The 19,535-nt window shown below is 40.2% G+C and carries 20 protein-coding genes, 1 other RNA gene and 1 pseudogene; 20 read left to right on the forward strand and 2 right to left on the reverse strand.

Annotated elements, in window-relative coordinates; all coding sequences use genetic code 11:
- Positions 1–377 precede the first annotated feature (377 nt).
- The 7 genes from ruvA to yedE are packed head-to-tail and all read left to right on the forward strand — an operon-like array spanning position 378 to position 5,496.
- Positions 378–968 carry a Holliday junction branch migration protein RuvA gene (gene ruvA / locus AB1498_07950; protein ID MEW6088222.1) on the forward strand — a complete coding sequence of 197 codons (591 nt, stop codon included), beginning with the start codon at positions 378–380 and terminating at the stop codon, positions 966–968.
- Between the two features lie 22 nt (positions 969–990).
- A complete protein-coding gene (gene ruvB, locus AB1498_07955) occupies positions 991–2,013 on the forward strand; it encodes a Holliday junction branch migration DNA helicase RuvB (protein MEW6088223.1) in 1,023 nt (340 codons plus the stop codon).
- Entirely contained in the window at positions 2,013–2,573 is a 561-nt protein-coding gene (locus AB1498_07960; GenBank protein ID MEW6088224.1) for an epoxyqueuosine reductase QueH, read from the forward strand. The genes ruvB and AB1498_07960 overlap by 1 nt, the downstream gene beginning before the upstream one ends.
- 13 nt (positions 2,574–2,586) lie before the next feature.
- Positions 2,587–2,811: a DUF2905 domain-containing protein gene (locus AB1498_07965; protein ID MEW6088225.1), complete on the forward strand. Its 225-nt coding sequence runs from the start codon at positions 2,587–2,589 to the stop codon at positions 2,809–2,811.
- A gap of 6 nt (positions 2,812–2,817) precedes the next feature.
- Complete coding sequence (locus AB1498_07970) at positions 2,818–3,951, forward strand: SpoIID/LytB domain-containing protein (GenBank protein MEW6088226.1); 1,134 nt, start codon at positions 2,818–2,820, stop codon at positions 3,949–3,951.
- A gap of 3 nt (positions 3,952–3,954) precedes the next feature.
- On the forward strand, positions 3,955–4,386 hold the full coding sequence (locus AB1498_07975; protein ID MEW6088227.1) for a hypothetical protein: 432 nt from the start codon (positions 3,955–3,957) through the stop codon (positions 4,384–4,386).
- Between the two features lie 45 nt (positions 4,387–4,431).
- Positions 4,432–5,496, forward strand: coding sequence for a YedE family putative selenium transporter (gene yedE / locus AB1498_07980; GenBank protein ID MEW6088228.1), 1,065 nt, complete (start codon positions 4,432–4,434; stop codon positions 5,494–5,496).
- 261 nt (positions 5,497–5,757) lie between these two features.
- Here the strand turns inward: yedE and tgt are convergent, their stop codons facing one another.
- Positions 5,758–6,858, reverse strand: coding sequence for a tRNA guanosine(34) transglycosylase Tgt (tgt, locus tag AB1498_07985; protein ID MEW6088229.1), 1,101 nt, complete (start codon positions 6,856–6,858; stop codon positions 5,758–5,760).
- Between the two features lie 76 nt (positions 6,859–6,934).
- Between tgt and AB1498_07990 the strand changes: the two are divergent.
- From AB1498_07990 to AB1498_08000, 3 genes and pseudogenes are all read left to right on the forward strand, one after another.
- A pseudogene (locus AB1498_07990) lies at positions 6,935–7,321 on the forward strand (ribonuclease HI family protein).
- A 69-nt stretch (positions 7,322–7,390) separates the two neighbouring features.
- Positions 7,391–7,911, forward strand: an RNA gene (gene rnpB / locus AB1498_07995) — RNase P RNA component class A.
- A gap of 97 nt (positions 7,912–8,008) precedes the next feature.
- Positions 8,009–8,998, forward strand: a complete 990-nt coding sequence (locus AB1498_08000; protein MEW6088230.1) for an HD domain-containing phosphohydrolase — start codon at positions 8,009–8,011, stop codon at positions 8,996–8,998.
- A 6-nt stretch (positions 8,999–9,004) separates the two neighbouring features.
- Here the strand turns inward: AB1498_08000 and AB1498_08005 are convergent, their stop codons facing one another.
- Positions 9,005–9,205, reverse strand: a complete 201-nt coding sequence (locus AB1498_08005; GenBank protein MEW6088231.1) for a hypothetical protein — start codon at positions 9,203–9,205, stop codon at positions 9,005–9,007.
- Between the two features lie 168 nt (positions 9,206–9,373).
- Here AB1498_08005 and AB1498_08010 point away from each other — a divergent pair, with 168 nt between their 5' ends.
- The 10 genes from AB1498_08010 (at position 9,374) to murD (ending at position 19,534) form a co-directional block, all read left to right on the forward strand.
- The gene (locus tag AB1498_08010) at positions 9,374–10,294 is read left to right on the forward strand and encodes a site-specific DNA-methyltransferase (protein ID MEW6088232.1); all 921 of its coding nucleotides are present in this window, start codon (positions 9,374–9,376) and stop codon (positions 10,292–10,294) included.
- Entirely contained in the window at positions 10,215–10,961 is a 747-nt protein-coding gene (locus AB1498_08015; protein ID MEW6088233.1) for a PmeII family type II restriction endonuclease, read from the forward strand. The genes AB1498_08010 and AB1498_08015 overlap by 80 nt, the downstream gene beginning before the upstream one ends.
- Before the next feature lie 248 nt (positions 10,962–11,209).
- Entirely contained in the window at positions 11,210–11,641 is a 432-nt protein-coding gene (mraZ, locus tag AB1498_08020; protein ID MEW6088234.1) for a division/cell wall cluster transcriptional repressor MraZ, read from the forward strand.
- A gap of 287 nt (positions 11,642–11,928) precedes the next feature.
- On the forward strand, positions 11,929–12,108 hold the full coding sequence (locus tag AB1498_08025; protein MEW6088235.1) for a hypothetical protein: 180 nt from the start codon (positions 11,929–11,931) through the stop codon (positions 12,106–12,108).
- Positions 12,101–13,003 carry a 16S rRNA (cytosine(1402)-N(4))-methyltransferase RsmH gene (rsmH, locus tag AB1498_08030; GenBank protein ID MEW6088236.1) on the forward strand — a complete coding sequence of 301 codons (903 nt, stop codon included), beginning with the start codon at positions 12,101–12,103 and terminating at the stop codon, positions 13,001–13,003. The genes AB1498_08025 and rsmH overlap by 8 nt, the downstream gene beginning before the upstream one ends.
- Positions 13,004–13,099: 96 nt before the next feature.
- Positions 13,100–13,429 (forward strand): cell division protein FtsL, encoded by a 330-nt coding sequence (gene ftsL / locus AB1498_08035; GenBank protein MEW6088237.1) that lies wholly within the window; start codon positions 13,100–13,102, stop codon positions 13,427–13,429.
- Between the two features lie 53 nt (positions 13,430–13,482).
- Positions 13,483–15,483: a penicillin-binding protein gene (locus AB1498_08040; GenBank protein ID MEW6088238.1), complete on the forward strand. Its 2,001-nt coding sequence runs from the start codon at positions 13,483–13,485 to the stop codon at positions 15,481–15,483.
- Between the two features lie 62 nt (positions 15,484–15,545).
- Complete coding sequence (gene murF / locus AB1498_08045) at positions 15,546–16,946, forward strand: UDP-N-acetylmuramoyl-tripeptide--D-alanyl-D-alanine ligase (GenBank protein MEW6088239.1); 1,401 nt, start codon at positions 15,546–15,548, stop codon at positions 16,944–16,946.
- Between the two features lie 50 nt (positions 16,947–16,996).
- On the forward strand, positions 16,997–18,148 hold the full coding sequence (gene mraY, locus AB1498_08050) for a phospho-N-acetylmuramoyl-pentapeptide-transferase (GenBank protein MEW6088240.1): 1,152 nt from the start codon (positions 16,997–16,999) through the stop codon (positions 18,146–18,148).
- Positions 18,149–18,187: 39 nt separating this feature from the next.
- Entirely contained in the window at positions 18,188–19,534 is a 1,347-nt protein-coding gene (gene murD / locus AB1498_08055; GenBank protein ID MEW6088241.1) for a UDP-N-acetylmuramoyl-L-alanine--D-glutamate ligase, read from the forward strand.
- Position 19,535: the final 1 nt, after the last annotated feature.

Here is a 19,535-nt window from a genome sequence, read left to right on the forward strand (position 1 = left end):
ATAATGAAAAACATAAAACTTTCAGGCAAAAAGTTTTTCATTTTAGAGATTCTTTTTCTCATGATTCACTTATGGTTTTGCCAAATATTTTAAAATTGGCAGCTTAAATTTGCCAAACTCAAGTTATGTGTTTGAAATTAAATTTGCTAAAAATAAGTTGTATGGTAAAATATATTTAGAAGCGGTTTCATAAGTCTCTTCTACTACAGTTAACTGCAGGACTTATGTACTGCGTTATCGGCACAAAATGTCCTCGACATAGCCCTGCTATGCCTGCGGGCATTTTGCACCTGCTGCCTTGTTCATAAGTCCTTCGCTTAACTTCGTGACGAACCGACTTATGAAACCGCTTCTATTAAAAATAGAAATGAGGGAAAATGATAGCTTTTTTATCAGGCATATTGGATGAAAAATTTTTAGACAAGGTTTTTATTGATGTCCAGGGAGTCGGGTATCTTGTTTACATTCCCGCGACGGTTTACAGCCGCCTGCCGGAGAAAGGGTCGGAAATAAAAATTTATACGTATTTTTATGTGAGGGAAGATACGCACATTCTTTATGGTTTTTTGACGAATGAAGAGGTGGAATTTTTCAGGCTTTTACTGCAGGCGTCGGGAATAGGCCCGAAGCTGGCGCTTAAAATTCTTTCCTCTGTTTCAGTATATGAATGCCAAAAGGCGATATTGCAGAATGATATATTGTCGCTTACAAATATTCCGGGTATCGGCAAAAAAACCGCGGAAAAGCTGGTCGTGGAATTAAAGGATAGGGTATCAAAAATTTCTTCAATTGAACAAACAAAAGAAATTTTTGCGGATGACACTGCTTTAAACGAGGCCTTATTGGCCCTTCAGGCGTTGGGTTATAAACCGGCCCACGCGAAACAGGCTGTCCTTAAGGCGAGAGGTTTGGTGTCCGATAAAAATAGAACGGAAGAACTGGTTAAGGCGGCGTTAAAAAACCTTTAAAGTTTCGAGGTGAATCAAAAAAATGGACGAGAGAATAGTCACCCCTGAGATAATCCTTGAAGATAAAGGGCCTGAATTTAGCATCAGGCCGCGTAAAATCAACGAATATATCGGGCAGGAAAAGATAAAAGAGAATCTGAAAATTTTTATTTCCGCGGCACAGTCGAGAAAAGAGGTTTTAGACCATGTCCTTTTTTACGGCCCGCCGGGTCTTGGGAAGACAACATTGGCCCATATAATCGCCTGCGAGATGGGTGTTAACATTAAAACGACATCAGGCCCTGTGATTGAACGTCCCGGGGATTTGGCATCCATATTGACGAATCTCCAGGAGGGGGATGTCTTTTTTATTGATGAAATCCACCGTTTAAACCACACGGTGGAGGAAATATTATATCCAGCGATGGAAGATTACCAGCTTGATATAATTATAGGCAAGGGGCCGAGTGCCCGTTCGATAAAACTGGACCTGCCCAAATTTACGTTAATCGGCGCGACAACAAGGGCAGGCCTGATTACATCTCCTTTGCGTGAAAGGTTTGGAATTGTGGGCAGGCTTGATTTTTACAACCCCGGGGAATTGATGGAGATTGTTAACAGGGCGGCAGATGTGCTTGAAGTGCGTCTTGATAAAAGCGGGGCGATGGAGCTGGCTAAAAGGGCGCGCGGTACTCCCAGGATTGTTTTACGGCTTTTACGCCGGGTCCGGGATTTTGCGCAGGTTGAAGGCGTAAAATGCATAGACCGGGAATCAGCGGATAAAGCCTTAAAAATGCTTGAAATTGATGAACTGGGCATGGATACGATGGACCGTAAAATACTTTTGACGATAATTGACAAATTTGGCGGCGGGCCTGTAGGCATTGAAAGTCTTGCCGTAGCGGTGGGAGAAGAAAATGACACGATTGAAGACGTGTATGAACCTTATTTGATTCAGATAGGTTATATTGACCGCACCCCGGCCGGCCGCCGGGCGACGGAGCTTGCATACCGCCATTTTAACCGCAAATTGCCGAAAAAAGAACAGATGAAACTGGATTTGTGATGAAACAAGATGTTTTTCTTCATATCTGCTGCGCGCCTTGTTTAATCTATTTCTGTAAATATTTTAAAGAAGAAAATATTTTGTGGAAGGGATATTTTTTTAATCCGAATATTCACCCTGAAGAGGAATATGGCAAAAGGGCGGACTGTTTAAAAAAATTTGTTTCAGAAAATAATTTTCCCGTTGATTTCATCACCCGTTATTCCGGACAGGAATTTTTAAACAGAATCGGCAGGAATAAAGAACATTGGACAAAATCTAAAAGTAACAGGTGCCTGGTTTGTTATGAATGGAGGCTGAAAGAGACCGCGTGTAAAGCGAAAAAAGAGGGATATAAATATTTTTCGACCACGCTTTTAATAAGCCCGTATCAGGACCACGGCCTCTTGAAAAAAATAGGCGAGGAAACAGCAAAAGAATTTGACCTGAAATTTTATTATAAAGATTTCAGGCCTTTTTTCCGCGAAGGAAGAAAATTGGCAAAAGAGAATAATTTTTATTTGCAGAAATACTGCGGATGTTTATTTAGTAGGGGCGAGGCGATGCCTCGCCCAAAATAGAAGAGGAATAATTATGGATGATTTTAGTTCAACAGGCCGCGTTTTAATTATTATAGGGTTTTTTATAATCATTATAGGAGTCTTTATTCTATTTTCAGATAAAATACCATATTTGGGCATGCTCCCGGGTGATATTTACATTGAAAAGAAAAATTTCAGATTTTATTTCCCGTTGGCAACTTCAGTCATTATAAGTATTATTTTAAGCATAATTATCCGTCTGTTTTCTAAAAAATAAAATTCCATGAAAAAAATAAATTTATTCTTAATTTTTATTGCATCGTTTATATTTTTGCGGATGGCGTCCGGGAATAAAAAAGAGTCAAATATAAAATTACGCGTAGCCGTTTTTCGCGGTACCGGCCTTGTTTTAACGAATACAGATGGTTTTAATGTCTTATACCCGAAAGAAAACAACAGGAATGCCGGTTTTCCCAACAGGGTAAATATTTTTTTTAAAGAAGGCAGGCTGTTTTTAGAAGATAAGGAAATTACAAACCCTGTTATTTTTAAATCACGGGAAGATGACAGGATAAAGGTCGGGGATAATATATACCGGGGAGATGTTGAAATCAGGCTTGAAGAGGATAATCTTGTTGCTGTGAATGAAATTCCCCTTGAAGAATATCTTTTCAGCGTGGTTGGAGGTGAGATTTATCCCTCGTGGCCCATGGAAGTTTTAAAGGCCCAGGCTGTTGCCGCGAGGACATACGCGTTATACCAATATGAAAAAAATAAGGATAAAACATACCAGATGGAATCTTCCGTAGATTCACAGAGGTATATAGGTATAGCGGGGGAAAATAAAAATGTAAACAAGGCTGTCCTTGAAACAAAAGGGATTGTAATGACCTATCACAATAATCTGATACAGGCTTTTTTCCACAGCACATGCGGGGGCAGGACGGAGGATGTTAATTCATTATGGCCCGGTAACAACCTGCCATATCTTGAAAGCAAAATATGCAGTTTTTGCAGGGACGCGGTAAATTACAATTGGAAGTTCACCATCACAAAATCAGATTTAGAAAAAATTTTGTCAACAGATGAAAATTTTGGAGGGAAACTCCGTTCCCTGAAAATTGCAAAACTCACGCGTACCGGGAGGGTAAGCGAACTTGTGTTTCAGACATCTTACGGGGACAAAAAAATAAATGTGTCTGATTTCAGGAAATGGATTGGGCAGGATAAAATTAAAAGCACGCTTTTTAAAACCGATTTTAAAAAAGATAAATATATTTTTACAGGCCGCGGTTCAGGGCATGGGGTAGGTTTGTGCCAGGAGGGCGCAAAAACACTGGCTGTAAAAAAATACCGGTATGATAAAATTTTGAAATTTTATTATCCTGGTATCAAGATAGAAAAATATTCTTTATAAAATATGTCAACAAGTATTGAAAAAACAAGTATAGTCGCGCTTGCGGGAATTTTTATCGCTGTGATTTCGCTTTTTTGGGGCGGTGGAAATAAAAAGAATAATTCAGCCCCTGTCCATATAGAGAAAGTTGTTTCTCCTTCAACCGGTGAATTGAATTCCAAGGCTTTGATGAATCTTGATTCGGGCCGCTCATTTTTCGCGAAAAGCGATTTTGTGCGCGCGATTTCAGAATACCGCAGGGCGGTTGAAATCGAGCCGGATTACATAGATGAAAGAACCGGGTTATTTTTGGGAGACGAGATAAAAGACGTTATTAAAAAAACTATTTTTGAACTTACCGGAGAAGAGAAAAAAACCCCCGCTGATAAAATTATCAGGCAGGGGTTGAAAGACGCTTATTATTTAAGAAGAAGATTTGGGAGAGGCTGCGAGTGAGCCGTTTCGCGGCAGCAAAAAATTTAAAGTGTAAAGTTGAAAGTCATGGAAAAAAAACAAAAATATGATTTAACAATTGCAGGTGTAATACTTTCCGGAATTTTACTGGGTGTTGGAGGGGTGATACTTGAGAAATTCGGAAATCCTTTCCGCACGGGGATTTGTGTGTCCTGTTTCATGGAAAATATCGCGGGGAGCCTGGGATTTCACGCTAACAGCCGGATGCAATATATCCGTCCTGAGGTTGCCGGGTTTATTATAGGTGCGTTTTTGCTGAGTTTAATAAGAAATGAATTTAACGTTCGCGGGGGACAGTCGCCTTTAATCAGGTTTATGCTGGGTGTCTTAATGATGATAGGTGCAGGTGTGTATATAGGATGCCCTATAAAATTATTTTACAGGATATCCGGCGGAGAAATTATGGGTGTTGTCGGCCTGGCAGGATTGATTGCAGGTGTTTGGGTTGGCGGAGAATATATAAAATCAGGTTTTTCATTAGGGGAATCACGGCCGTTGAAAAGCGTGGAAGGAATTTTTATTCCTATGACAGCGTTTATTTTATTAATATTTGTTTTTATTAAACCCAGTTTTATTCTTCAAAGCAGTTCCGGGCCAGGGACGAGGTTTTCACCGGTATATTTATCGTTATTTATTGGATTAATTATAGGAGGGGTTTGTTATTACTCAAGGTATTGTGTTTTGGGAAGCATCAGTAATTTTATACTTGGAAGAGAGACGACTTTGCTTTACGGGAGTTTCGCCTTTTTAATCAGCGCATTTTTGAGTTATTTTTTTGTAAAGGATTTCCAGCCGGGGATTATCGCTTATCAGGGGTCATCACCCGATTACCTATGGGATTTTTTAAGCATGGGATTAGTCGGGTTCAGCGGGGCCCTTGCGGGCGGGTGTCCTTTCAGGCAGATGATTCTTGCCGGGAGCGGCGATAGCGACGCGGGTATTACTGTTTTAGGCCTTTTTGCCGGCGGTGCGATACTCCAGAATTTTAATTTGAACAGCACGGCGGGCGGGGTTACTTTTAACGGACAGGCCGCGGTCCTTTTTGGTTTTGCTTTATGTATTATAATCGGGCTTGCGAACAGGGAAATATAGTGTGCCCTGTTACATAATCATAAGAGTTACAGCGGTACAGATTTGACGACATTAAACGGACAAGATTTAGTATCTGTGCGAAATGAGCAGATGATATGCGAAGAAACGTCCCGTTTCGATTACTATCGGAATGGGGGATGGGGGGCGCATATCACTGCGAAATTGAGCTACAGATACTTAAGCTTGGTAGTTAGTCGGCAAATTTGTACTGCTGTAACTCTGCCAAATAAAGTAACAATGAAGTCGTTTGTTTGATTGGTATCAGTTTTTATTAAGTCCGGTGAGAAAATTTTTTCGCCAGTTTTCGAAATTATCTTCCAGTATCGCGGTCCTCGCTTCCCTCATAAATTCAAGATAAAAATGGACGTTGTGAAGGCTTACCAGTGAAAGGCCTGTAATTTCACTCATCTTAAACAAATGCCTGAGATAAGCGCGTGAATGTGTGCGGCATGTGTAACATTTACAATTCTCATCCAGTGGTTTAAAATCATCCTGGTATTGCGAGTTTTTAAGAATGACCTTTCCGTTTTTAGTAAACGCGGTGCCGTTTCTGGCGTTCCTTGTCGGCAGGACGCAGTCGAACATATCAATGCCGAGAGATATAGCTTCAACAAGGTCTTCGGGGGTGCCGACACCCATGAGATACCGTGGTTTGTGTTCAGGGATAAGCGGCGCGGTATGTTTTATTATTTCATACATTTCATCTTTTGGTTCTCCCACGCTTAAACCTCCCATGGCATACCCGTCAAAACCAATTTCAATAAGCTGTTCAGCGGAAATTTTCCTTAATTCCGGATATACGCCCCCCTGGATAATGCCGAACAGCGATTGTTTGCCGGCCGAATTCGCAAGGAAATATTCCTTGCACCTTTTTGCCCAGGCCGTTGTGATTTCGAGCGAATTCCGGATATGGTCCGGTGTGGACGGGTAGGGCGGGCAGTCATCAAAATTCATAATGATATCCGCGCCTAATATAATCTGGATTTCCATGGATTTTTCGGGTGAGATAAAATGGCTGCTCCCGTCAAAATGCGAATTAAAATGAACGCCGTCTTTTGTAATTTTTTTTAAGACATTCAGGCTGAAAACCTGATAACCGCCGCTGTCAGTTAAAATGGGTTTCTTCCAATTCATAAACCTGTGTGTGCCGCCGATTTCTTTGATAACCTCAAGCCCCGGCCGGAGATAAAGGTGATATGCGTTATTCAGAATGATTTGCGCGCCTATTTCATCCATGTCCCTGTTTGTCAGGGTCTTGACAGTGGCATGTGTTCCTACAGGCATAAAAACTGGTGTTTCTATCGGGCCGTGAGGAGTATTGATAATTCCAGCCCTTGCCATTGTCTGCTTATCTTTTTTCATTAAACTGAATTGCATAATTTTTTGAATAATATTTTTGACAAATCAATAAATATAGATTATACTATATATTATTAATATGGAAACAGAAAAATTAGAAGCGGTAATAAATATTGACGGGGCGTGTTCCGGGAACCCCGGGCCTGCAGGACTTGGTGTTTTGATAAGCCATCCCAGCGGCGAGGTCTATGAAGAGATTAGTGAATATATCGGCGAGGCGACCAATAATGTAGCCGAATACAGGGCTTTTATCAAGGCGCTGGAGCGTTCGAGGGTCCTGGGTTTAAAAAGAATCGCAATCTATTCTGATTCGGAACTTCTAGTAAAACAGGTTTTGGGAGAGTATAAAATAAAAAATAAAGATATTTTAAGGCTTGCAACTGAGGCCGGCGAGATATGCAAGTCATTTCAAAAACTATATGTCAGATACCTGCCGCGTGAACAAAACAGCCAGGCTGATAAATTGGCCCGCCTGGCTATAAAAAAACATACTACTAAACTGTCTCCAAAGGCAAAAAAAATCAGCAGTAAATCGCAAGCCGGACAGGCAATCGCTCCAAATATCTTTGGTGGTTAACGGGATAATTTGGAGAGGAAAGTCCGAACACCGCAGGACAAGATGGCTGCTAACAGCGGCGCTCCGCAAAATAATTGCGGGGACGGAAAGTGCCACAGAAAATACACAGCCAACCCGTTATTTAACGGCGGCAATGGTGAAAAGGCGTCCGCCTAAGGCGGATTTATTTTAAGGTAGAAATATCTTGAAGTAAAAGGTAAGAGCTCACCGTCCCGATAGTAATATCGGGAGCGTGGTATGCACTGTATGGTGCATACCGGGGAAAACCCCATCTGGTGCAAGGCCAAATAGGTTTCGGTTCCCGGTGTTACACAGGGACAGGAATTGTCCGTTCCTGAGCCCGCCTTAGGGCGGATATCGAAACGGGTTAGGCCGCTTGAGGCTGGTGGCAACATCAGTCCCAGAGGAATGATTGCCGCTTCGTCCCGATGTTAAATCGGGGAGGAGAACAGAATTCGGCTTACAGTCCGGCTTATTTTTAAGGGTAGTCCGCCAGGGCGGACTACCCTTTTTATATTCACTGAACGAAGTATAAAAATCTGGTATAATATATTTGTGCTTTTAAAGGAGGAAAATATGTTGCCTTGTAAATCCCAGGAATATCTTGTAACTCTGCTGGATACGATGAGCGATTGCATTTTTACTGTAAAGATGCCTGAAAAGACCATTGAATATATTAATAAGGCAGGCCTTCAAATGTTTGGATACCAGCCGGAAGAAGTAATTGGCCAATCAATGCGTATATTCTACCCGGATGAACCAAGCTATATTTCTATGGGCCTGGCACTCCAGTCTAAAATAGCCAAAAATGAAACACAGGTTTGTTTTGAACAGGAACTGGTGGGGAAAAACGGCAAACCTGGACGGTATGATATCATTTTTAATTTCATGTTTGACGCCGGCCAGATTACCCATATGGTCAGTGTAAACCGCGATATCACAAAGCGTTTAAAAAATGAGGAAAAACTTGTAAAGAGTCTTGAAGCTTTGCAGAAAACAATGAAAGAAATCGTACAGGCCGTATCTTTATCCGCGGAGTTAAAAGACCCTTTTGCATCAGGTCACCAGTTAAGAGTGTCCAAACTCGCAGTTGCCATAGGTAAAGAAATGGGGCTCACGGATTATCAATTGGAATCAATTGACAGGGCAAGTATGGTCCACGATATCGGAAAAATTTCCGTCCCGTCCGGGATATTAAGTAAACCCGGTAAATTAACCAAAGGTGAATTTGATTTAATGAAAGCCCATTCCGTTTACGGTTATGAATTGTTAAGTAAAATTGAATTTCCCTGGCCGATTGCGAAAATAGTCCTTCAGCACACGGAAAGAATAAACGGTTCCGGATACCCTTACGGTTTAATCGGGAAAGATATTTTACTGGAAGCCAGGATCATTTCTATCGCGGAAGTTGTTGAAGCAATGTCTTCTGAAAGGCCGTACAGGCACGCGCTTGGGATAGAAAAAGCGCTTTCTGAGATTGAAACAAACAAGGGAATACTCTACGATAAAGACGCTGCGGCCGCCTGCATAAAATTGTTCAGGGAAAAGGGTTTCAAATTCAGTTGATTCCCGCTATGCCCCGGCTTCTTTTTTAAGCTTTTCTATCTCTTCCTCTAAATCCTCTATTTTCCGCCAGAGGGAAGCCGGCGCGTGATGATAATCGATGTAGCCGTTTTTCCCGTAGCAATGTTCAGGCAGGCTTTTTTTGGCTTCTTCCAGCTCCTTTTCAAGCCTCACAAGTTTGTCCTTTTTTGTTTCATTGTTTTTTCCCATTTTGCACCTCCTGTTTTTTTATTCTATCTCTTTTTATTTTATTTGTCGAGGCAGATTGACCTTTTTCTTGACAATTTATTAAAATAACTATAATATAGCTTTATAAAACCTCTTCAAAAATTTAAAAAAATGTAGTATTTGAGATATTATTGATGATAAAATGTTTCCATGAAAACTTTAGAATATATTATAAAACATGGTGATTGTCTGGACGTTTTGCAGGAGTACCCGGATAATTATTTTGATCTTATTATTACGTCACCGCCATATGCGGATTGCCGGGTCAAGTCATACGGAGGGATTTCACCTGATAATTATATTGAATGGTTTCTTCCCCGTAGTAAACAGTTTTTGAGAGTTGTTAAACCAACAGGAACATTTATTTTAAATATTAAAGAAAAGGTTGTTGATGGAGAACGCCATACTTATGTTATCGAATTAATTCTCGAACTTCGGCGTCAGGGATGGCTGTGGACAGAAGAATTTATCTGGCATAAAAAAAATTGTCATCCAGGTAAATGGCCTAATCGTTTCCGTGATGCATGGGAAAGATGTCTTCAATTCAATAAAACACGACATTTCAATATGTATCAAGAAGAAGTTATGGTTCCTATGGGAGATTGGGCACAAACAAGATTAAAGCATCTTGGCCAAAATGATGTTATTAGATTCAATTCCCAGGTTGGCAGTGGTTTTGGTAAAAATATTGCTAACTGGTTAAGCCGGGACAAAGCATACCCGTCTAATGTATTACACATGGCGACTGAGACCGGGAATCGAAATCACAGTGCTACTTTTCCACGGGATCTTCCTGAATGGTTTATTAAACTGTTCACTAAAGAGGACGATTGGATACTTGATCCATTTGTTGGATGCGGAACTGTATGTGAGGTTTCGCAGCGGCTTGGACGTAATTCCGTTGGGATAGATATTTTAAAAGAATATGTCGCATTAGCTCGTGATAAAGCAAAAGAAAAAGAATTATTACTTTGTGAAAAAACAGGGAAATATGGCGCAAATAACAAGAAACGAAATAATAAGGTTTATCGAACCAAACATTCAACAGTTTCACAAGCGAAGGCTCGATAATCTTACTGATCTTCAGTTAAAGAAAATTCTTTGCAGAAAGAATCCGTATTTGTTTAAAGCAATGAATCAAGACACCGCTCAGGATTTAGTGAAAACTATTCTTGATGCACATCTTTCCTCGCAGGAAGAGGGTATTTTTGGAGGATTTCTTGAAGAGTTGGCGATTTTTATTTGCAGTAAAGTATATGGAGGCCGAAAGTCTTCTTCTGAAGGAATTGATCTTGAATTTTCGAGGGATGGAGTAGCATACATCGTTTCAATCAAGTCCGGGCCAAACTGGGGAAATAGCCGCCAGATTGCACGAATGAAAGATGATTTTAAACGTGCCAAACGTATTTTAAGTACAAATACATTATCTCAAAATGTTGTTGCTGTAAATGGTTGTTGTTATGGGAAAGATAATAGAGCAGACAAGGGTGACTATTTAAAACTATGCGGCCAAAGATTCTGGGAATTTATATCGGGAAATGAAAATCTTTATACAGATATTATAGAACCTTTAGGACACAAGGCTAAGGAAAAGAATGAGAAATTTTCTGAAGAATATGCAAAGGTGATTAATAAATTTACTCGTGAATTTGCAACAGAATACTGTGATAAAGACGGATTAATACTATGGAAAAAGCTTGTTAAATTCAATTCAGGAAAAAGTAGTACTACCTGTTAACTTACCCCATTTGTTATGCCGCTAATAACTCAATAGACTCTTTTAATACACTTCATTACTCAAACTATTTTTTAAGTCAACATCTTCCATTTTTATTTTAAAAATTTTTTAATTTTTCTCTTGACATCCCGGAAATAAGGTGTAAAATTTTGTATAGAAGTGTAGTAAAGTGTAATGAAATAAAATTTATTGTCTGAAATCCTTGTTTGGGTAGTCTCTATTTTCGGATATTTCCGGGGGAAACTGAAATGTTCACAGGCGAATACCATTTCACATTAGACGAAAAGGGAAGGCTATCGATTCCTGCTAAAATGAGGCAGAAGAGAAAAGGCATTTTCACCGTTACCCGCGGCCTGGAAAAATGCCTTTTTGTTTTTACTCCCGATGAATGGAAAAAATGGGAGAAAAAAATATCCGCAACGCCCACGACCCAGAAAGACGCACGTTCATTTGTCCGTTTTCTTCTTTCAGGGGCCACGGAGTGCGAGGTCAATGAACAGGGGAGAATAAATCTGCCTGTGACCCTGCGTCAGTATGCGGGTATCAACAGAGACGTTGTTGTTATCGGTGTGGGCAACCGTATTGAAATCTGGAGTAAAGAGAACTGGGAGAAATATCTATCGGAATCAGAAAAGATTTTTGAGGACGCGGCTGAAAAACTGGTTGATCTGGGTATATAACTAGTGCTCTGGCAAACAAATTTCTGATAGATAGAATGCCCGGATTTGAGACAATTTCAACGAACGACGACGAAAGGCATATCCGCAGTGATACGTCGAGGAGGAGTGAGGCAGAAATTGGCCAAAGGTGGGCATTCCCGAAGGGCAGGGCTCTTTTGCCCTGCTTCTGCGTTGCTCGTCGCATGCATACCGCAGAGGGTATGCACTGCTTCTCGCGCCTTGAATCAGGCCAAAATAGCCTCTGCTATCTATCAGAAATTTATTTGCCAGAGCACAAGGAGTTTTCAGTGATTATCAAAAACAGTATAAAGGAAAGTGCTGTTCAGAAGCCGTTTATTATCTCCTGCGGCCGGCAGAGTGTTGAAAAAAAGAGCCTGCAAATATCGGGAATGAATTTCCCAAGAGATTCAAATATTGTTATAATAAAAGTTTCAGGACATTTAAAAGGAAAGATATGCGGTGAATAATTATTTTCATAAGCCCGTGATGCTTGATGAAGTATTAAAGTGGTTTTTGAATCTTGACGAAAATAGTTGTAACGGGGGGGTCTATGTAGACGGGACATTAGGCGGAGGCGGGCATGCTAAAGCGATTTTGGAGAAAATTCTCCCTCATGGGAGACTGGTTGGGATCGATTGCGATAAAGATGGTATTTTGGCATCTGAGAGGCGTCTTGAAGGTTTTCGGGAAAACTTGATAATTGTAAAGGATAATTTTCGTAACATTAAGAGAATATGGGAAAAGCTTAATCTTCCCCTGGTTAACGGAATTTTATTTGATTTAGGTGTTTCTTTGCACCAGTTGAAGGAAGGGGGAAGGGGCTTTTCTTTTAGCGCGGATTATCCACTGGACATGAGGCTTGACTATGAACAGAAAGTTTCAGCGGAATATCTCGTTAATAATTTACCGTATGATGAACTTGCAAGAATAATTTTTGAATACGGCGGGGAACGTTTTTCAAGAAGAATAGCAAAGGCAATAATTTATGAACGGTCAAAACATCCGGTAAAAACAACCGGAGAGTTAGCTGAAATAGTAAAGAAAACGGTGCGCGGGAGAGGTAAAATTCACCCGGCTACAAGGACCTTCCAGGCTTTGAGGATTGCGGTAAACGATGAACTTAAGGCACTGGAGGAAGGGCTTTCATGCGCGCTGGATATTCTCACAGTTAAAGGAAGAATTGTAGTCATAAGTTATCATTCATTAGAGGACAGGATAGTAAAAAATAAATTCAGGGACAAAGCAAAAGAAGGCGGTTTTGTGCTTTTGACAAAGAAACCTTTAATTCCCTCATTAGAGGAAATCATGGAAAATCCAGGCAGCAGGAGCGCTAAGATGCGGGTGATTGAAAGAATTGCTTAGCAAGCTAAAAGAGTTATAGAGTTTCAGAGTTTGGGAGTTTTTGACTCTTAAACTCTTGGAACGCCAAAATTTCTAAACTGATTTTAAGGAGTTAACATGTTTCAGGAAGGTTATCTTTCAGGAAGCACGGTTTTTGAAATATTTGATAAAATAAAAAACCGGGAAGAACTAAAAATAATGATTCTTACGTCTGTTTTTGTCCTGGGAATAATATTTATTTTCCTTTTTTATATATACCAGAGAATGGAAGTGAGAGAAAAGGTTTATTTGATAAACCAGATGCAGGAAGAACAAAAAAAACTGGTTGAGGAAAACCGGAGCTTGCAATTGGAGGCCGCGAGCCTGCGTTCACTGGACCGTATTGAACATATCGCAAGGGAACAGCTGGGATTAAATGTTCCCGGGGATGTCCGGAATCTGAATTAAGTGCTCTTTTACATGTAACAGAGCACTATAAAGGGGCACTTGGAGGGAAGATTGTGCTTGGCAAAAAAACAAAATTTCGCATAGTCACTTTTTTTATTTTTTTAGGAGTGGCTATTTTTTTTATTATTCTTCGCTTAGTTCAAGTCCAGATTATCCAGCATAAAAATTTCTCGCAAAAAGCTTCACGCCAGCACCAGAAAATTGTTAATCTTCAGCCCAAAAGAGGCGCCATATATGACCGCAAAATGAGAGAATTGGCGGTAAGTGTTTCCATGTATTCTATTTATGGTGAACCGAAAAAAATAAAAGACCCAATGGAGGCCGCGGAAGTTTTAGCGGAAATACTGGAGATTGACAATAAAAAGATTATCGGGTATTTGACAAGCGACAGGGCATTTGTCTGGATTGCACGGCGTATTGAGAGGAAAAAATCCAGGAAAATAAAGGAATTGGACATCAAAGGCATTGGTATTATTGAGGAAAATAAAAGATTTTATCCTAAAAAAGAACTATGCGCCCAGGCAATCGGTTTTGTAGGACTGGATGATGACGGTATGGAAAATAAAGGACTTGAAGGCATAGAATTTTATTATGATAAATATGTCAAAGGAAACCCGGGTTTGCTTATCACTGAGAAGGATGCTATGGGGCGCAATATTTCAACCAATGTGGAATCTGTTATCCCTTCAACTGAAGGAAACAGTATTGTTTTGACTATTGATGAGGTGATTCAGCATATTACCGAGAGGGAACTTTGCAAAGGAGTGGAAAAATTTAATCCTAACTGGGGAATGGCCATTGTTATGGATCCTGCGACTTTTGAGATCCTTGCCATGGCAAACTGGCCGTTTTATAATCCTAATGATTTTCCCAGGTATCCGAATTCTGTCAGGCGCAACAGGGCTGTTACGGATTTATTTGAACCCGGGTCAAGTTTTAAGGTGGGGGTTATGTCGGGTTTGCTGGAAGATGATATTGTGTCTCCTTCTGATATTATTGATTGTGAGAAGGGGGTTTATTTTGTATATAACCATGCTGTCCATGATTCTCATATCTATGATACTTTGACATTTAAAGAAGCGATGGGGAAATCAAGCAATATCGCTGTTATTAAATCAGTGCAGAAATGGAGCCCCAGAAAACTGTATCAATATTTATGTTCGTTCGGTTTTGGTGAAAAGACAGGTATTGACCTGCCCGGAGAAGTTCCCGGCAGTATTCCTTCACCTGATAAATGGTCAAAACTTTCAATAGGAGCAATTCCTATAGGCCAGGAAGTAGCGGTCACCGGGCTTCAATTGATTCAGCCTTTGGCGGTAGTGGCAAACAAAGGAATTCTCATGAAACCCTATATTGTCAAATCTATTAATGATAAAAATGGTGTTGTGAAAGAATTTCGTCCTAAACCGATAAGGCGTGTAATATCTGAAGAAACTGCGGAAAAGGCAAAAGATATTTTGGAGGGTGTTGTTCTAAACGGTACCGGCCGGAGGGCCCGTATGACAAACTATAGAGTCGCCGGCAAGACCGGCACTGCTAAAAAATTCGATTTTGAGTTAAAAAAATACAGCAACGAAAAATTACTTATTTCTTTCGCAGGCTTTGCGCCGGTAAAAAATCCGAAAATTTGTGTGCTTGTGGTATTGGATGAAGCCAAGTCTGATGATACAGAAATCTGGGGGGAAACTATATGTGTCCCGATTGCAAGAGAAATAATAAGAGAAACCCTGAGATACCTGAATGTCCCACAGGAGATGCAGGATATAGCGTGCCAGGATCGGAAGATTGCCGCGGATTCGAAGGATATTAACGAGAGAGATACAGATAATATTTTAATAAAGGATAAAGAAAAAATAAATGACACAACTTTTCAAAATATTGTAATGCCCAAAGTAATCGGGCTTACCATGAGAGAGGCATTGAATGTAATGTGCAATTATCAGATTAAAGTGAAGTTTGAGGGGAGCGGGGTCGTAGTCAGGCAGTCTCCCCCGCCGGGAACAGTGATTAAAAAATTTCAGGAGGGTGTTTTATATTTTGAGGATAAAACTTAATAGTTATTCCGCCAGAGGCGGATCCGCCTTTGGCGGAAAGTTGAAAAGAGATTACAAAAAAAATGATTTTATTAACATTAGGGGAAATCCGGGAGGCGGTTGGCGGGAAAATTTTTGGTGATTTTAATCCAAAAGAAAAAATTTCGGGGATCTCTACCGACTCGCGGACAATAAAAAAAGGTGAAACCTTTTTTGCCATTAAGGGGGAGAAATTTGACGGGTCGAAGTTTTCAGGTGATGCTTTAAAAAGGGGCTCGTCCGCAATTGTTGTTTCAAATGATTCAGAAAATATTGAATATAAAAATGTAATTTATGTCCGGGACACGAAAAAAGCCCTGATGGATTTGGCATTATATTACCGTAAAAAAATCAATCCGAGGGTTTACGGCATTACCGGCAGCAATGGCAAAACCACAACGAAAGACATCCTGGCATTATTATTAAAAAACACTTATAAAACAACAGAAAGCAAGGGCAGTTTTAACAATGAAATAGGGCTCCCTTTGACAGTTTTGCAGATGTCAAAAAATACAAAGGTTCTGGTCCTGGAAATGGGGATGTCGGGAAAAGGGGAGCTTAACAGGCTTTTCAAAATCGCCCTGCCTGATGTTGGGCTTATTACAAACGTCGGTCCCGCGCATCTTGCCCATTTTTCTTCGCTTGAAGAAATTGCGGCCGCCAAATCGGAATTGATTGAAAACCTGGCAAAAAATAAATTTGCTGTATTGAATAAAGATGATTGTTTTTATGATTATTTTAAGTCAAAAACCAGGGCGAAAATTATTGATTTTGGGATAAAAAATAAAAGCGGTTTCATGGCCGGGAATATCAGTTTACTCCCTTTCAAGGGGAGCACGTTTATACTGAATGCGCATGGCAAAAAAATAAAAATAAAAACTTCTTTACCGGGCCTTCATAATGTGTATAATATCTTAGCCGCCGTGGCGGCTGCCAGCATATTTGAAAATGATTTAAATTATCTGGCGGAAGAACTTAAAAATGCGTCCCTTCCAAAAATGAGGCTGGAAGGGATTAAATTAAAAGGTATTAAAATAGTAAATGACGCGTATAATGCCAACCCGAATTCAGTTGCCGCGGGATTAAAAGAATTAGGGAATTATAAAGCTTTGGGAAACAAAATTTTTGTGTTCGGCGGTATGCTGGAACTCGGGAGTGATTCAGGCAATTATCATAGGCAGATAGGTGAGGAGGCAGTCAGGCAGGGTGTTGATTATCTCGTAATAAGGGAATCTGAAGAGACTATTGCGGCATCTTGTGCCGCGATAAAATACGGTATGGATAAAAATAAAGTTTTTTCTGCAAAAACAAATGAGGATATTGTTAATATTTTGTTATCATTTATGAAAAAAGGGGATGTTGTTCTTTTTAAAGGGTCGCGTGCGGTGTACCTGGAAGAGGCAGTAGAATTGTTGAAATTTAGGATTCGTAGGGGCAGGTTCTAAACCTGCCCGAATTTATGGACGGGTTTAGAACCCGCCCCTACAAGGAAACAATGTTTTACTATTTATACCTTTTATTATATAAACAAGGCACTATTTTTTCCGGCCTTCGGATTTTCAGGTATATCACCGTGCGGTCGGTATTTGCCGCTATAACGGCGTTTCTTGTAAGTATAATTTTCGGGCCGTGGATTATACGCCGCCTTAAAGCGATGAGAGCAAACCAGCCGATCAGGCGGGATGGCCCTGAGACTCATTTCAAAAAATCCGGCACGCCTACAATGGGAGGAATGTTAATAATCTTTTCAGTTATCCTGTCCTGCCTTTTCTGGAGCAATTTAAGCAACAGCAAGGTCTGGATAGTCCTTTTTGTTACAGTCTGGCTTGGATTGATAGGGTTTATTGATGATTATATCAAATTGACACAGAAAAATTCAAAAGGGCTTTCGGTTTCGTTTAAATTAATCAGCCAGGTCATCCTCGGCCTCCTTCTGGGATTTTATCTTTACAAATACCCGCTTGATATCGGAGCGCTATGGAACTATAAAATAGACGACGCGAATTATATGAAATATCTGAACACAAAATATATGACTCAATTGGCCGTGCCGTTTTTTAAAAATGTATTGTGGAATTTATCGTGGTTTTATATTCCTTTTGCCGCACTCGTAATAGTGGGGAGTTCCAATGCGGTAAATTTGACTGACGGCCTGGACGGTCTTGCCATCGGGGCTATAGTTTTTTCGTCGATTTCATTTTTAGGCATGAGTTATGTTTCAGGCAACTGGACATTCAGCCAGTATTTAAATATTTTTTATGTTGAAGGGTCAGGCGAATTAACGGTGATTTGCGCGGCCATTATCGGCGCGGGACTCGGGTTTTTATGGTATAACACTTATCCTGCCGAGGTATTTATGGGCGATACCGGGTCCCTGGCGCTGGGAGGGGCCCTTGGAACAATAGCGATTCTTACTAAAAAAGAATTGACACTTGTAATTGTCGGGGGTGTTTTTGTTATCGAAGCAGTTTCAGTTATAATCCAGGTCCTGGTTTTCAGACTGACCGGCAGGAGGGTTTTTCGCATGTCGCCGGTCCATCATCATTATGAAATGAAGGGGTGGCCGGAGCCAAAGGTTGTCGTTCGTTTCTGGATAATTTGTATTGTATTTACGCTTTTAAGCCTGGCAACATTAAAGATAAGATAAAAATAGGTCAAATAAGTCTTATAAGACCTATATTAAAACATGAATTTAAAAAATAAGAAAGTTTCTGTTTTAGGTTCGGCAAGAACAGGCCTGGATTCTGCGCTGTTTTTGAAAAAAAAAGGTGCATCGGTTTTCCTTAGCGAGAAAAAACCCGGGAGACTTTGGGTTAAAACAAGGAATATTTTGGAAAGTGAAGGAATTGAAACGGAAGCCGGCTGGCACACGGATAAAGTTTTAAAAGGGACAGATTTTATTGTGGTAAGCCCGGGCATCCCCTTAAATATTCCTGTCCTTGTAAAGGCAGGGGAATTAAACATCCCGGTAATAAGTGAGATTGAGCTGGCATATGTTTTTTGTCCATGCCCTATTATTGCTGTCGGAGGGACTAACGGGAAAACAACTACAACCACGCTTTTAGGAAAGGTTTTTAAAAAAGCAGGAGTGCCTGTTGTTGTTGCCGGCAATATCGGGACGACTTTTATAAGCCAGATAAAAAATTTAACGCCGGGGCATATCGCGGTTCTTGAAATAAGCAGTTTCCAGCTGGAAGGTATTGAGAATTTTCGCCCTAAAGTAAGCATAACCTTAAATTTGACTCCAGATCATCTTGACAGGTATTTATCGATGGAAGATTATGAGGCTTCCAAACAGAGGATTTTTTTGAATCAGGGAGAGAAAGATTATACTATTTTGAATTTTGACGATAAGATTATTAAAACATGGGCGGGAAAAACAAAAGCAAAGGTTTTATATTTCAGTACAAAAAGAGAAGTGCCGGCGGGAAGTTATCTTGAAGGAAATGATATTATATTTTCCTTTAACAGCAGCAGGGAAAAAATTTGCTTCCGCAGTGACATCAAACTGCTTGGCGAGCATAACATAAGCAATGTGCTGGCGGTTATTACTGCCTGTAAAATAAGTAATATCGCAAACAGTGTTATAAAAAATACCATAAAGTCTTTTATGGGATTGAAACACCGGATTGAATTTGTGCGCGAGATTGAAGGTGTAAAATTTTACAATGATTCCAAGGGAACTACCGTGGATTCAGTCGTTAAAGCAATTGAAAGTTTTAATAAGCCTGTTATTCTTATAGCCGGCGGGCAGGATAAAAATTTGGATTTTACAATTCTTAAAAATTTGGCTAAAACCAAAGTGAAATTCCTTATTTTAATCGGCGAGGCAAAGGGAAAAATCAGGCGGGCATTAAATGGAGCGGTAAAAATATATGAAAGTGATACACTGGAAAACGCGGTAAAAAATGCGAAGAAATTTGCCGGTTCCGGAGATATAGTTTTACTTTCCCCGGGATGCGCGAGTTTTGATATGTTTAAAGATTATGAAGACAGGGGAAATAAATTTAAAAAAGCAGTGAGGAATTTATAAT

The organism is bacterium, from assembly GCA_040754625.1.
Lineage (GTDB): Bacteria > JACRDZ01 > JAQUKH01 > JAQUKH01 > JAQUKH01 > JAQUKH01.

Excerpts from the sequence above, each read along its gene's own strand:
- ruvA (MEW6088222.1), top strand. The coding sequence starts at position 378 with ATGATAGCTTTTTTATCAGGCATATTGGATGAAAAATTTTTAGACAAG.
- ruvB (MEW6088223.1), top strand. The coding sequence starts at position 991 with ATGGACGAGAGAATAGTCACCCCTGAGATAATCCTTGAAGATAAAGGG.
- AB1498_07960 (MEW6088224.1), top strand. The coding sequence starts at position 2,013 with ATGAAACAAGATGTTTTTCTTCATATCTGCTGCGCGCCTTGTTTAATC.
- AB1498_07965 (MEW6088225.1), top strand. The coding sequence starts at position 2,587 with ATGGATGATTTTAGTTCAACAGGCCGCGTTTTAATTATTATAGGGTTT.
- AB1498_07970 (MEW6088226.1), top strand. The coding sequence starts at position 2,818 with ATGAAAAAAATAAATTTATTCTTAATTTTTATTGCATCGTTTATATTT.
- AB1498_07975 (MEW6088227.1), top strand. The coding sequence starts at position 3,955 with ATGTCAACAAGTATTGAAAAAACAAGTATAGTCGCGCTTGCGGGAATT.
- yedE (MEW6088228.1), top strand. The coding sequence starts at position 4,432 with ATGGAAAAAAAACAAAAATATGATTTAACAATTGCAGGTGTAATACTT.
- tgt (MEW6088229.1), bottom strand. The coding sequence starts at position 6,858 with ATGAAAAAAGATAAGCAGACAATGGCAAGGGCTGGAATTATCAATACT.
- AB1498_08000 (MEW6088230.1), top strand. The coding sequence starts at position 8,009 with ATGTTGCCTTGTAAATCCCAGGAATATCTTGTAACTCTGCTGGATACG.
- AB1498_08005 (MEW6088231.1), bottom strand. The coding sequence starts at position 9,205 with ATGGGAAAAAACAATGAAACAAAAAAGGACAAACTTGTGAGGCTTGAA.
- AB1498_08010 (MEW6088232.1), top strand. The coding sequence starts at position 9,374 with ATGAAAACTTTAGAATATATTATAAAACATGGTGATTGTCTGGACGTT.
- AB1498_08015 (MEW6088233.1), top strand. The coding sequence starts at position 10,215 with ATGGCGCAAATAACAAGAAACGAAATAATAAGGTTTATCGAACCAAAC.
- mraZ (MEW6088234.1), top strand. The coding sequence starts at position 11,210 with ATGTTCACAGGCGAATACCATTTCACATTAGACGAAAAGGGAAGGCTA.
- ftsL (MEW6088237.1), top strand. The coding sequence starts at position 13,100 with ATGTTTCAGGAAGGTTATCTTTCAGGAAGCACGGTTTTTGAAATATTT.
- murF (MEW6088239.1), top strand. The coding sequence starts at position 15,546 with ATGATTTTATTAACATTAGGGGAAATCCGGGAGGCGGTTGGCGGGAAA.
- mraY (MEW6088240.1), top strand. The coding sequence starts at position 16,997 with ATGTTTTACTATTTATACCTTTTATTATATAAACAAGGCACTATTTTT.
- murD (MEW6088241.1), top strand. The coding sequence starts at position 18,188 with ATGAATTTAAAAAATAAGAAAGTTTCTGTTTTAGGTTCGGCAAGAACA.